Genomic DNA, 12,630 nt, shown 5'->3' on the forward strand with positions numbered 1-12,630 from the left:
TCTCGCATCAGCGTGCCGCCGTCGGCGAAGGCGTTCACCACCAGGAGCGCGCTGCCGTCCGGGTCGGAGATGGGCGCGCGGGCTCCACGACCCCGTGCCACCGCACCTGGGCCGACCACTCCGGCACGCACACCCACTTCCGGATCCTCCCCGACGATCTCTGACCGTGGGGTCAGCCGGTGAGGGGGTCCGTCACGGGGTCTGCTCGGCCAGGTCCGTCATCAGCTTGTGGAGGGGCTTTGTGGCGCGCTCCCGGAATTCCTGGATGGCCCAGCCGTTGCCGTCCGGGTCTGTGAAGTGCATGAAGGTGCCGCCGTCCTGGGGGGCGTACTGGACGGGCTCGCTGACCTCCAGGCCGCGGGCGGTCAGTTCCTCGTAGGCCGCCTTGGCGTCCGCCACGACCAGCTGCAGGCCGTGGTACGTGCCCGGCTGCGGTGTTCCCGTCGGGATGGGCACACCGTCGGCGAGCGCGATCGAACAGCCGGAACCGGGGGGTGTCAGCTGGACCACGCGCGCGCCCGGCATGACCTCGGTGTCGATGTCGACGTGGAATCCGACCTTGTCCTGGTAGAAGGCCTTCGCCCGGTCGATGTCGGTGACGGGAAGCGTGATCACTTCAAGGGCCATGTCCATGAACGACTCCTTTGTCGTACGCATTGTCTTAGGCGTTTGTCGTAGTGGTGTCGCGTGCGCTGTGCCTTCAGGTCCTGCGTCCGTCGAACCGCCAGCGGGTCTGGCTGAACGGCTCTCCCTTACCGAAGCCGAAAACGGTCCCGGGCGCCACCGAGAAGACAAGGGCCTTCCCGGCGCCGTGGTGGAAGTGCCCGTCGGCGACCTCGAAGTGCCAGAAACTGCCGTACTTGCCCTCCCATGCCCCGGCCAGCGCGCGCAGCCTGTCGTCGTCGGACACCCGGACCGCCTCGCCCTCCACCACGAGGTCGTACCCCTTGTTCCAGGTGTTGGTTCCTGTGGTCAGTACGACGCTCGGGTTCAGCGCGAGGTTGCGCGCCTTGCGCTCCTCGGGCCCGGTGCAGAAGTGCAGCGCGCCGTCCGACCACACCGTCGGCAGCGGCGTGACGTGAGGCCGTCCGTCGGGGCGTACGGTCGAGATCCAGAACAGCTCGGACTCGGCCAGCAGCGCCTCGGCCTCGGACCAGGGGCGTGCGGTGGCGGTCTCGTCGCTGTAGCGGGCGTCCAGCTCGGCCCGTGGTTCCATGAGCTCTCCTCCTGCGACCTGGCGGATGTCTGGATGATTCCTCACGAGGACAGACCCCGCCCGCCGACGGAACTCATCGGTCCGGCGGCCACCACGTGGGCCGGCGGCCGGTCACAGGACCTCCGCCTCGGGAACATCCGCTCGCCGCAGCCGGCAGACCGGACGTGCTCGTGGACCCGCGCCGACCGGCCACGATGGTCGTGGCCCGCTGAAACCGCTGACCCGCGTCCAGGCGCTTCCCTCAGGCTCTCCGGTTAGGCTCAGGGCCGTAAGACCTTGATCCCGTGGGAGGAACAGGAGGCCGGGGATGATGGCGCCGGGGCGCAGGAGCAGTACCTTCTCGCGGCTGCTGCGGCACGGTTTCACCGATCCGTCCGCCGCGGAACGGCTCATGGAGAGCGCGGAGCTCGCGCCGATACGGAACGATCCGGTGCTGCTCGACGCGCTCGGAGCCACCGCCGATCCGGACCTGGCACTGCTCGGGCTCGTACGGCTCGTCGAGGCGCAGGACGGTCACACGGCCCAGCGCGAGCTGCTCGACACTCTGATCGCGGCCAAGCCGCTGCGCGACCGGCTGCTCGGGGTGCTCGGCGCGTCCGCCGCGCTCGGCGACCACCTCGCGCGGCATCCGCTCGACTGGCAGGCCCTCGTGATGTACGAGCCGCAGGACCTGCACCCGGGCACCGCGGAGTTCGAACGCGGGCTCGCCGAGGCCTCCGATCCCGTGACACTGCGGGTCGCCTACCGGCGGTGCCTGCTGTCCATCGCCGCGCGTGACGTGTGCGGGACGACCGACGTCGCGCAGACCGCCGCCGAGCTCGCCGATCTCGCGACCGCCACCCTGCGGGCCGCGCTCTCCATCGCCCGGGCGGCCGCGCCCGAGGACGCCGCGATGTGCCGGCTCGCGGTGATCGCCATGGGCAAGTGCGGGGGACACGAGCTCAATTACGTCTCCGACGTCGATGTCATCTTCGTCGGGGAGGCCGTCGACGGGGCCGACGAGGGGAAGGCGCTGCGGGCCGCCACCCGGCTGGCCTCGCATCTGATGCGGGTCTGTTCCGAGACCACGGTGGAGGGGTCGATCTGGCCCGTCGACGCCAATCTCCGGCCCGAGGGGCGGAACGGGCCGCTCGTCCGGACGCTCAGCAGCCACCTCGCCTACTACCAGCGGTGGGCCAAGACCTGGGAGTTCCAGGCCCTGTTGAAGGCCCGGCCCGTTGCCGGCGACGTCGAACTGGGCGAGACGTACGTCGCCACGCTCGCGCCGCTCGTCTGGCAGGCCGCCGAGCGGGACAACTTCGTCCCCGACGTGCAGAAGATGCGGCGACGGGTGGTCGAGAACATCCCCGTGGCCGAGATCGAGCGCGAGCTGAAGCTCGGTCCCGGCGGTCTGCGGGACGTCGAATTCGCCGTGCAGCTGCTGCAGTTGGTGCACGGACGGGCCGATACGTCGTTGCGCAGCGGGACCACGCTGGACGCCTTGAAGGCGCTGGCCGCGGGCGGGTACGTGGGGCGCGTCGACGCCGTGCTGCTCGAGGACGCCTACCGGTTCCTGCGTTCCATGGAGCACCGCATACAGCTCTTCCGGCTGCGGCGTACGCATCTCGTGCCCGAGGAGGACGCCGATCTGCGGCGTATCGGGCGGTCGTTGGGGCTGCGCACCGACCCCATCGCCGAGCTGAACCGGGAGTGGAAGCGGCACGCCTCCGTGGTGCGGAGGCTGCACGAGAAGCTCTTCTACCGGCCGTTGCTCGACGCCGTCGCCCAACTCGCGCCCGGCGAGAGCCGGTTGAGTACCAACGCGGCTCGGGAGCGGCTGGTCGCGTTGGGGTACGCCGATCCGGCCGCCGCGTTGCGGCATCTGGAGGCGCTCGCCTCCGGGGTTTCCCGGAAGGCCGCCATCCAACGGACCCTGCTGCCTGTTCTGTTGGGGTGGTTCGCGGATTCCGCCGACCCCGACGCCGGGCTGTTCAACTTCCGCAAGGTGTCCGACGCGTTGGGCAAGACCCCTTGGTATCTGCGGCTGTTGAGGGACGAAGGGGCCGCTGCCGAGAATCTCGCCCGGGTGCTGTCCGCCGGGCGGCTGGCGCCCGACCTTCTCATGCGGGCACCCGAGGCCGTGGCGCTGCTCGGCGACGGCGACGGCGGCGGGCTCGAACCCCGCAGCCGGGCCCATCTGGAACAGGAGATCCTCGCGGCCGTCGGGCGCGCCAGTGGTGGCGAGGCCGCGGTCACCGCCGCGCGTGGCGTGCGGCGCCGGGAGTTGTTCCGTACGGCCGCCATCGACATCGTGAAGTCCTACGGGACCGAGGAGACGCCGGCCGACGCCGACCAGGGTGCGCTGGTGGATCTGGTCGGCGGGGCCGTCTCGGATCTGACGGCGGCGACGCTCGCGGGCACGCTGCGGGCCGTGGTGCGGGACGGGTGGGGGGACACCCTGCCCACCCGGTTCGCGGTCATCGGGATGGGGCGCTTCGGGGGGCACGAGCTGGGCTACGGGTCCGATGCGGATGTTCTGTTCGTGCACGAGCCCCGGGAAGGGGCCGACGAGCAGGAGGCCTCTAGGGCCGCGAATTCCGTGGTCTCCGAGATGCGGCGGCTGTTGCAGGTGTCCAGTGCCGATCCGCCGTTGTTGATCGACGCGGATCTGCGGCCCGAGGGGAAGTCCGGGCCGCTCGTGCGGACGCTGAAGTCGTACGAGGCGTACTACCGCCGGTGGTCTCTCGTGTGGGAGGCGCACGCCTTGCTTCGGGCCGAAGTCGTGGCCGGGGACGAGGAGTTGGGGCAGCGGTTCATCGAGCTCGTTGATCCGTTGCGGTATCCGGCGGAGGGGCTTGGCGAGGATGCCGTGCGGGAGATCCGGCGGTTGAAGGCCCGGATGGAGTCCGAGCGGATGCCTCGCGGGGCGGACCCGACGCTGCACACCAAGCTGGGTCGGGGTGGGCTGTCCGACGTGGAGTGGACCGTTCAGTTGCTTCAGTTGCGGCACGGGTGGGAGGAGTCCGGGCTGCGGACCACTCGTACGCGGGAGGCTCTTGCGGCGGCCTGCGCGGCGGAGTTGATCTCCGGCGAGGATGCTTCGACGCTGGACGAGGCGTGGGTTCTGGCTACGCGGGTGCGCAATGCCGTGATGCTGGTGCGGGGGCGGGCGGGGGATACGTTCCCTTCCGACGGGCGTGAACTCGCTGCAGTGGGGCGGTACTTGGGGTATGGGCCGGGGCATGTGGGGGACATGCTCGATGACTATCGGCGTACTACTCGGCGGGCTCGGGCCGTTGTCGAGGAGTTGTTCTATGGGGCCGGTGACCGGTAGCCGGGGTTGCCTACTCGGATGCGGGTCAGTGGGGGCATGTCGCGCCCACGCGGCGGAGCCGCAAAATGTCACAGTCCCGCGCCCCTGGTGTGGTTCGGGCCGTCGCGGATTCTGCGGGTTGTGGTCGGGCGCCGGTTCGCTTCAGGGCGGGGACGCGGCGGAGTATCCGTCCTCGGTCTGGCGCGACTGGGTGGCCTTGAGAAGGGTGACCGGCGCGGACGCGCCGGCCGCTGCGGGCGGACACCCCGTCGCGTCCCCTTCTGACGTCCTGCGGGTGCGGGTCATCGCCACGCCGGTCAGGACCACTGCCATGCCTGCCCAGATGCGGGGGCCCGTGGACTCGTTGAGGACCAGGGCGCCCAACCGCAACGGACCCGGCCCCCCGGGGAGGCCTAAGCCTTCGTCGGCAGCAATGACCGCTTCCGCGGCGTCTCCGGGACCAGTTGCGGCAGCGCGTACGGTAGCGATCCGTACCAGAGCCTTGCCACTGTGTAGCCGAAGGCCAGGCAGATCATGCCGCCCACCGCGTCGAGCCAGAAGTGGTTGGCCGTGGCGACGATGACCACCAGGGTCAGCGTGGGGTAGAGCAGGCCGAGGACGCGGACCCACGGGACCGAGGCCAGGGCGAAGATCGTGAGGCCGCACCAGAGGGACCAGCCGATGTGCATGGACGGCATCGCGGCGTACTGGTTCGACATGTTCTTCAGGTCGCCGGAAGCCATGGAGCCCCAGGTCTGGTGGACCACGACCGTGTCGATGAAGTCGCTGCCGTTCATCAGACGGGGCGGTGCCAGCGGATACAGGTAGTAGCCGACCAGGGCCACACCGGTGGTGGCGAAGAGGACCATGCGCGTCGCCGCGTAACGGCCCGGGTGGCTGCGGTAGAGCCACACCAGGACACCCAGCGTCACCACGAAGTGCAGCGTCGCGTAGTAGTAGTTCATGCCGACGATCAGCCAAGTCACCGAGTTCACGCCGTGGTTGACGGACTCCTCCACGGCGATGCCGAGGCGGTGCTCGACCTTCCAGATCCAGTCGGCGTTCTCCAGCGCCTTCGCCCGCTGCTCGGGAACCGCGTTGCGGATCAGTGAGTACGTCCAGTAACTCACCGCGATCAGCAGGATCTCGAACCAGAGCCGGGGGCGGCGAGGCGTACGCAGGCGGCGCAGGAAACCTCGTCCCGCGCGGCTGTTCGCCTCGTCCGCGACGGGCTGGTGTGCGGCCTGCTCCTGGCCTTCCAGTGTCGTCACGGTGCTCTCACCCATAGAGACAGAGTCTGCCAGATAAGCCCTTCCCCACCGATCATCCCTCGGGTGGGTCCTGCCCGCACGTTCTACACCCGGAGTATGTGGGGCACTCATGCTTACGTACGATTTCGGTCCCCAGGAGCCGAAGCCGTGGAACCCCGCACCACCAGTTCCGGCATGAACACGAACTCACTGTGGGGCGCGGGTGTCCCGCCGATCTCCTCCAGCAACGTACGTACCGCGGCCTGGCCCATGGCCGGGACAGGCTTGCGGACCGTCGTGAGGGGCGGGTCCGTGAACGCGATCAGCGGGGAGTCGTCGAAACCCACGACGGAGATGTCCTTGGGGACGTCGAGACCGCGCTGCCGTGCGGCCCGTATGGCGCCGAGCGCCATCATGTCGCTCGCGCAGACGATGGCCGTGCAGTCACGGTCGATGAGCGCCGCGGTGGCCGCCTGGCCGCCCTCCAGCGTGTACAGGGAGTGCTGGACCAGACGCTCTTCGATGTCGGTCGTGGCCAGCCCGAGCAGGTCCTGCATGGTGCGGACGAAGCCCTCGATCTTCCGCTGGACCGGCACGAACCGCTTCGGGCCGAGCGCGAGCCCGATGTTGGTGTGACCGAGCGAGACGAGGTGGGTGACCGCGAGCGCCATCGCGGCCCGGTCGTCCGGCGAGATGAAGGGCGCCTGCACCTTTGGCGAGAAACCGTCGACGAGGACGAACGGCACGCCCTGGCCGCGCAGCTGCTCGTAGCGCTGCATGTCCGCGGAGGTGTCCGCGTGCAGTCCGGAGACGAAGATGATGCCGGCGACGCCCCGGTCGACCAGCATCTCGGTCAGCTCGTCCTCGGTGGAGCCGCCCGGAGTCTGGGTCGCGAGGACCGGCGTGTACCCCTGCCGCGTCAGCGCCTGGCCGATGACCTGGGCCAGGGCCGGGAATATCGGGTTCTCCAGTTCCGGGGTTATCAGCCCGACGAGCCCCTCGCTGCGCTGCCGCAGCCGCACGGGCCGCTCGTAGCCCAGTACGTCGAGCGCGGCGAGAACGGACTGGCGGGTGGTCGCGGCGACGCCCGGCTTCCCGTTCAGGACGCGGCTGACGGTCGCTTCGCTCACCCCCGCCTGGGCTGCGATGTCGGCAAGCCGTGTGGTCACAGGACTGGACTGTACCGGCCGGGTCTCGCCCTGCCCACCGAACGAACGACGGGTGCGGGCACTTGATCGGCCCGCTCGGGGCTGCTGCGTCATCGCGTTCCCTCGTGATTCTGGTCGGCACTGCGGTCGGTACTTCGGTCGGCAATCCGGGCTGTGTCCGTCGCGTACACGCTGTGTACGCCTGCGGGATCGGGTGGTTCCTGCAAGGCGCCGCCGGGGCGATGATCCCCGTGACCGACGGGTATGGCAAGAGCTTGCAGAGTCTTGCACAGTGGTCCCGTTCCCGGTGAATGCCCATGAATCAAGGCTCAGGACGGTCGAGAAGAGGTCACGCCCGGGTAACTGTCTGCCGGTCTTGCACTTTTTTGCTGCAAGGTCTTTCGCGGCGCTTACATCGCTGTTACGTTCACGTCGCCCGGCGGCGGCAACGGTGCGGTCGGAGAGTCGGTGGGGACGGCGGACGGGGCCGTTCCCTCAAGCACACGGGCTTTCACCCTCAAGGAGAACTCATGCGGCGTGGCATAGCGGCCACCGCACTGGTGGCGTCCCTCGCCCTCGCGGCGACGGCCTGCGGCGGCGACAGCGACGACAGTGGCAAGGCGGACGGCCCGGTCACCATCACGTGGTGGGACACGTCCAACGCCACCAACGAGGCACCGGTCTACAAGGCCCTCGCGAAGGAATTCGAGAAGGCCAACCCGGGCATCAAGGTCAAGTACGTCAACGTGCCGTTCGACCAGGCGCAGAACAAGTTCGACACCGCCGCCGGTTCCAAGGGCGCCCCGGACATCCTGCGCTCCGAGGTCGGCTGGACCCCCGCGTTCGCCAAGAAGGGCTTCTTCCTGCCGCTCGACGGCACGGAGGCCCTCGCGGACCAGGGCAAGTTCCAGCCCAGCCTGATCGAGCAGGCCAAGTACGACGGCAAGACGTACGGTGTGCCGCTGGTCACCGACACCCTCGCGCTCGTCTACAACAAGGCCCTCTTCGAGAAGGCCGGCATCGACGGGGCGCCCGCCACCTGGGCCGACCTCAAGACCGACGCCGGCACCATCAAGAAGAAGACCGGCGTCGACGGCTACTGGGGCTCCACCCAGGCCTACTACGCGCAGTCGTTCCTCTACGGCGAGGGCACCGACACGGTCGACGCCGACGCCAAGAAGATCACCGTCGCCTCGCCCGAGGCCAAGAAGGCCTACAAGACCTGGCAGGGCCTCTTCGACGGCAACGGCCTGCACAAGGCCGACACCACCGCGGACGCGTACGCCCGCATCCAGGACGCGTTCGTCAGCGGCAAGGTCGCCGCGATCGTCCAGGGCCCGTGGGAGATCACGAACTTCTACAAGGGCTCGGCCTTCAAGGACAAGGGCAACCTCGGCATCGCCAAGGTCCCGGCCGGCTCCAGCGGCGAGGCGGGCGCCCCGACCGGCGGCCACAACCTCTCCGTCTACGCGGGCTCGGACAAGGCCCACCAGGAGGCCTCGCTCAAGTTCGTGAAGTTCATGACCTCGGCGAAGTCCCAGGAGACGATCGCCCTCAAGAACTCCACGCTGCCGACGCGCGACGACGCCTACACCACCGAGGTCAAGGCCGACCCGGGCATCGCCGGCTACCAGGGCGTGCTCTCCGCCGCCCAGCCGCGCCCGGCGCTGCCCGAGTACAGCTCGCTGTGGGGTCCGCTCGACACCGAACTGCTCAAGATCGCCGGTGGCAAGGAGTCGCTGGACAAGGGCCTGGGCAACGCGGAGACCGCGATCGCCAAGCTGGTGCCCGACTTCAGCAAGTGACCCGTGTGGCCGTCGGATCCGCCCGGCCCCCGCGAGACGTGGGTCAGGGGGGACGGATCCGGCGGCCACCGGCCGTGTCTCCAGAACGTGCGCCCAACCCCTGATTTTCCAGAAGGTGTCGAACCATGACAGTCGTCATCGACCGCGCGACCGGCAAGCGCCGCGGTGAGCGGGCTCCGCGCCCCGGCCCGCTCCAGCGCATGAAGCACTCGTACCAGCGGTACTGGTACGCGTACGCGATGATCGCCCCGGTCGTCGTCGTGCTCGGTGTACTGGTGCTCTATCCGCTGGCGCGGGGCATCTACCTGACGTTCACCGACGCCACGAGCCTCAACTCGGCCCGCACGATCGGCGTCAACCACATCGACGCGACCTACAAGTTCATCGGCCTGGACAACTACGCCGACATCCTGTGGGGCCCCACCGCGTACGACCGCTTCTGGTCGCACTTCATCTGGACGATCGTGTGGACGGCGCTGTGCGTGCTGCTCCACTACGTCATCGGCCTCGGCCTCGCGCTGCTGCTCAACCAGAAGCTGCGCGGCCGGACCTTCTACCGGCTCATCCTGGTCCTGCCGTGGGCGGTGCCGACCTTCGTCACCGTCTTCGGCTGGCGGTTCATGCTCGCCGACGGCGGCGTCATCAACTCCATGCTCGACGCGGTGCATCTGCCCACACCGCTCTGGCTGGAGGACACCTTCTGGCAGCGGTTCGCCGCGATCATGGTCAACACCTGGTGCGGTGTGCCGTTCATGATGGTCTCGCTGCTCGGCGGCCTGCAGTCCATCGACGGCGTCCTGTACGAGGCCGCCGAGATGGACGGGGCCAACGCCTGGCAGCGCTTCCGGCACGTGACCCTGCCGGGGCTGCGGTCGGTCAGCTCCACCGTCGTACTGCTGGGCATCATCTGGACGTTCAACCAGTTCGCCATCATCTTCCTGCTCTTCGGCGACACCGCGCCGGACGCGCAGATCCTCGTGACCTGGGCCTACCAACTGGGCTTCGGCCAGCAGCCGCGCGACTACGCGCAGTCCGCCGCGTACGGCGTGCTGCTGCTCTCCATCCTGATCGTCTTCACCTCCGTCTACCGCCGCTGGCTGGCCCGCAATGAGCAGCAGCTCGCGATCTGAGGCAGGAGTCCCCATGAGCACCACCACAGTCACGTCCCCCGCCCCGGCGGACCGGGACCCCGCGGACACCGCACCGGCGGGCAAGGGGCCGCGGCGCGGCGAGCGCAGCCTCGCCGGCTCCCTGACCTCGCACGGCATCCTCGTCGTCGCGAGCCTGATCGCGCTCTTCCCGATCGCCTGGCTCGTCTATCTGTCCCTCGGCCCGGACAAGGACGACTACCTGCACCCCGGGGACATCCTCGGCAAGATGACGTTCGACAACTACTCGTTCGTGCTGCAGCACACGCCGTTCTTCGACTGGATGTGGAGCACGCTCCTCGTGTCGCTCGGCACGACCGTCATCGGCGTCCTGGTCGCGGCCACGACGGGTTACGCGGTCTCCCGCATGCGCTTCCCCGGCTACAAGAAGTTCATGTGGGTCCTGCTCGTCACCCAGATGTTCCCGGTCGCCGTGCTGATGGTCCCGATGTACGAGATCCTTTCGGAACTCCAGCTCATCGACAACTACTTGGGCCTGATCCTCGTCTACTGCTCGACCGCCGTGCCGTACTGCGCCTGGCTGCTCAAGGGGTACTTCGACACCATCCCCTTCGAGATCGACGAGGCCGGGCGCGTCGACGGGCTCTCGCCCTTCGGCACGTTCTTCCGGCTGATCCTGCCGCTCGCCAAGCCGGGCCTCGCCGTCGCCGCCTTCTACAGCTTCATCACCGCGTTCGGTGAGGTCGCCTTCGCCTCGACGTTCATGCTGTCCGACACGAAGTACACCTTCGCCGTCGGTCTGCAGAGTTTCGTCAGCGAGCACGACGCGCAGCGCAACCTCATGGCGGCCACGGCGGTGTTGGTGGCGATTCCGGTCTCCGCGTTCTTCTACCTTGTGCAGAAGAACCTGGTGACCGGGTTGACCGCCGGCGGTACGAAGGGGTGACGCTCCGCTGCGAGGGCCGCGATGTGTCCGCCGTCGATCGGCTGCGGCGCCGTCGTGGCTGATCGCGCAGTTCCCCGCGCCCCTGAAGGGGCGCGGGTGGCGGTCGCGGTGTCCTCCCCCAGCCTCCGGCCGGGGGGACCCCCAGACCCCGCTGACACCGCGGCCGCCTCGTCAGCAGTTCCACATCAGCAGTCCCACAAGCGAAGAAGACATGCGCCGCTACGGCGACTCCATGACCGAACTCTGTTACGTCTCAAGGATGTTATGAGCCAGCACTCCGCCGACCCGGCCCCGACCTCCGCTCTCGCCACTGTCGCCGACCGTCGCGACTGGTGGCGCGACGCGGTGATCTACCAGGTCTATCCGCGCAGCTTCGCCGACAGCAACGGCGACGGCATGGGCGACCTGGAGGGCGTACGTTCCCGACTCCCGTATCTGCGCGACCTCGGCGTGGACGCCGTGTGGCTCAGCCCCTTCTACGCCTCGCCGCAGGCCGACGCCGGCTACGACGTGGCGGACTACCGGGCCGTGGACCCCATGTTCGGCAACCTGCTCGACGCCGACGCGCTGATCCGTGACGCCCACGACCTCGCCCTGCGGATCATCGTCGACCTCGTGCCCAACCACTCCTCGGACCAGCACGAGTGGTTCAAGCGGGCCCTCGCGGAGGGGCCGGGTTCGCCGCTGCGGGAGCGCTACCACTTCCGTGCGGGCAAGGGCGCGAACGGTGAACTGCCGCCCAACGACTGGGAGTCCATCTTCGGCGGTCCCGCCTGGACGCGGGTGACCGAGCCGGACGGTACCCCGGGCGAGTGGTATCTCCACCTCTTCGCGCCCGAGCAGCCCGACTTCAACTGGGACCACCCGGCCGTCGGCGACGAGTTCCGCTCGATCCTGCGGTTCTGGCTCGACATGGGCGTCGACGGTTTCCGTATCGACGTGGCCCACGGGCTGGTCAAGGCGGACGGTCTGCCGGACCTGGGGTCCCACGACCAGGTGAAGTTGCTGGGCAACGATGTCATGCCGTTCTTCGACCAGGACGGCGTCCACGAGGTCTACCGGGCCTGGCGGATCGTCCTCGACGAGTACGCGGGAAATAAGAGAGGGCCCGAAGGGCCTTCCTTGGAAGGGCGGGGGTGGGAGACGGGCGGGCGCATCTTCGTGGCCGAGGCGTGGACGCCGACGATCGAGCGCACCGCCAACTACGTGCGCCCCGACGAGCTGCACCAGGCCTTCAACTTCCAGTATCTGAGCACCCATTGGGACGCCGCGGAGCTGCACTCCTGTGTCGACCGCACCCTCGACGCGATGCGGCCCGTGGGCGCGCCCGCCACCTGGGTGCTGTCCAACCACGACGTGACCCGGCACGCGACCCGCTTCGCCAACCCGCCCGGGCTCGGCACCCAGATCCGTACCGCCGGAGACCGTGAGCTGGGCCTGCGCCGGGCGCGGGCGGCCACGCTGCTGATGCTCGCGCTGCCCGGGTCCGCGTACCTGTACCAGGGCGAGGAGCTGGGCCTGCCGGACGTCGTCGACCTGCCGGACGAGGTGCGCCAGGACCCGGCGTACTTCCGGGGCGCGGGCCAGGACGGCTTCCGCGACGGGTGCCGGGTGCCGATCCCGTGGACCCGGGACGGCTCGTCGTACGGCTTCGGCGGCGGTGGCAGCTGGCTGCCCCAGCCGTCCGGCTGGGGCGAGTTGAGCGTGGAGGCGCAGAGCGGTGTCGCCGGCTCGACCCTTGAGCTGTACCGGTCCGCGCTCGCCGTACGGAGCGAGCAGGCCGACCTCGGCGCGGGCGACCGTGTCGAGTGGCTGAATGCGCCCGAGGGCGTACTCGCCTTCCGCCGCGGGGCGTTCGTCTGCA

10 protein-coding genes are annotated in these 12,630 nt (G+C 69.2%); 5 read left to right on the forward strand and 5 right to left on the reverse strand.

Annotated features, from left to right (window positions below):
• Positions 1 to 192: 192 nt before the first annotated feature.
• Positions 193 to 633: a VOC family protein gene (locus tag O3Q52_RS36520; protein WP_269652912.1), complete on the reverse strand. Its 441-nt coding sequence runs from the start codon at positions 631 to 633 to the stop codon at positions 193 to 195.
• A gap of 67 nt (positions 634 to 700) precedes the next feature.
• Positions 701 to 1,216: a pyridoxamine 5'-phosphate oxidase family protein gene (locus O3Q52_RS36525; protein ID WP_269652913.1), complete on the reverse strand. Its 516-nt coding sequence runs from the start codon at positions 1,214 to 1,216 to the stop codon at positions 701 to 703.
• Positions 1,217 to 1,523: 307 nt separating this feature from the next.
• On the opposite strand from O3Q52_RS36525, the gene O3Q52_RS36530 reads away from it, so the two are divergent.
• Complete coding sequence (locus O3Q52_RS36530; protein ID WP_269652914.1) at positions 1,524 to 4,529, forward strand: bifunctional [glutamine synthetase] adenylyltransferase/[glutamine synthetase]-adenylyl-L-tyrosine phosphorylase; 3,006 nt, start codon at positions 1,524 to 1,526, stop codon at positions 4,527 to 4,529.
• Positions 4,530 to 4,670: 141 nt separating this feature from the next.
• Here O3Q52_RS36530 and O3Q52_RS36535 read toward each other — a convergent pair whose 3' ends face one another.
• The 3 genes from O3Q52_RS36535 to O3Q52_RS36545 form a co-directional block, all read right to left on the reverse strand.
• A complete protein-coding gene (locus O3Q52_RS36535; protein ID WP_269652915.1) occupies positions 4,671 to 4,898 on the reverse strand; it encodes a hypothetical protein in 228 nt (75 codons plus the stop codon).
• Between the two features lie 23 nt (positions 4,899 to 4,921).
• Entirely contained in the window at positions 4,922 to 5,794 is an 873-nt protein-coding gene (locus O3Q52_RS36540; protein WP_269652916.1) for a phosphatase PAP2 family protein, read from the reverse strand.
• A 98-nt stretch (positions 5,795 to 5,892) separates the two neighbouring features.
• On the reverse strand, positions 5,893 to 6,927 hold the full coding sequence (locus O3Q52_RS36545; protein ID WP_269652917.1) for a LacI family DNA-binding transcriptional regulator: 1,035 nt from the start codon (positions 6,925 to 6,927) through the stop codon (positions 5,893 to 5,895).
• A 509-nt stretch (positions 6,928 to 7,436) separates the two neighbouring features.
• Between O3Q52_RS36545 and O3Q52_RS36550 the strand changes: the two genes are divergently transcribed.
• The 4 genes from O3Q52_RS36550 to O3Q52_RS36565 form a co-directional block, all read left to right on the forward strand.
• A complete protein-coding gene (locus tag O3Q52_RS36550) occupies positions 7,437 to 8,711 on the forward strand; it encodes an extracellular solute-binding protein (RefSeq protein ID WP_269652918.1) in 1,275 nt (424 codons plus the stop codon).
• A 125-nt stretch (positions 8,712 to 8,836) separates the two neighbouring features.
• Positions 8,837 to 9,841 (forward strand): carbohydrate ABC transporter permease, encoded by a 1,005-nt coding sequence (locus O3Q52_RS36555; protein ID WP_189838267.1) that lies wholly within the window; start codon positions 8,837 to 8,839, stop codon positions 9,839 to 9,841.
• 13 nt (positions 9,842 to 9,854) lie between these two features.
• On the forward strand, positions 9,855 to 10,766 hold the full coding sequence (locus O3Q52_RS36560) for a sugar ABC transporter permease (RefSeq protein ID WP_055611145.1): 912 nt from the start codon (positions 9,855 to 9,857) through the stop codon (positions 10,764 to 10,766).
• Between the two features lie 264 nt (positions 10,767 to 11,030).
• The coding region (locus O3Q52_RS36565; protein ID WP_269652919.1) for a glycoside hydrolase family 13 protein at positions 11,031 to 12,630 on the forward strand (1,600 nt) is incomplete at its 3' end.

Source organism: Streptomyces sp. ActVer (genome assembly GCF_027270795.1).
Taxonomy (GTDB): domain Bacteria; phylum Actinomycetota; class Actinomycetes; order Streptomycetales; family Streptomycetaceae; genus Streptomyces; species Streptomyces umbrinus_A.

Excerpts from the sequence above, each read along its gene's own strand:
- O3Q52_RS36520 (WP_269652912.1), bottom strand. The coding sequence starts at position 633 with ATGGACATGGCCCTTGAAGTGATCACGCTTCCCGTCACCGACATCGAC.
- O3Q52_RS36525 (WP_269652913.1), bottom strand. The coding sequence starts at position 1,216 with ATGGAACCACGGGCCGAGCTGGACGCCCGCTACAGCGACGAGACCGCC.
- O3Q52_RS36530 (WP_269652914.1), top strand. The coding sequence starts at position 1,524 with ATGATGGCGCCGGGGCGCAGGAGCAGTACCTTCTCGCGGCTGCTGCGG.
- O3Q52_RS36540 (WP_269652916.1), bottom strand. The coding sequence starts at position 5,794 with ATGGGTGAGAGCACCGTGACGACACTGGAAGGCCAGGAGCAGGCCGCA.
- O3Q52_RS36550 (WP_269652918.1), top strand. The coding sequence starts at position 7,437 with ATGCGGCGTGGCATAGCGGCCACCGCACTGGTGGCGTCCCTCGCCCTC.
- O3Q52_RS36555 (WP_189838267.1), top strand. The coding sequence starts at position 8,837 with ATGACAGTCGTCATCGACCGCGCGACCGGCAAGCGCCGCGGTGAGCGG.
- O3Q52_RS36560 (WP_055611145.1), top strand. The coding sequence starts at position 9,855 with ATGAGCACCACCACAGTCACGTCCCCCGCCCCGGCGGACCGGGACCCC.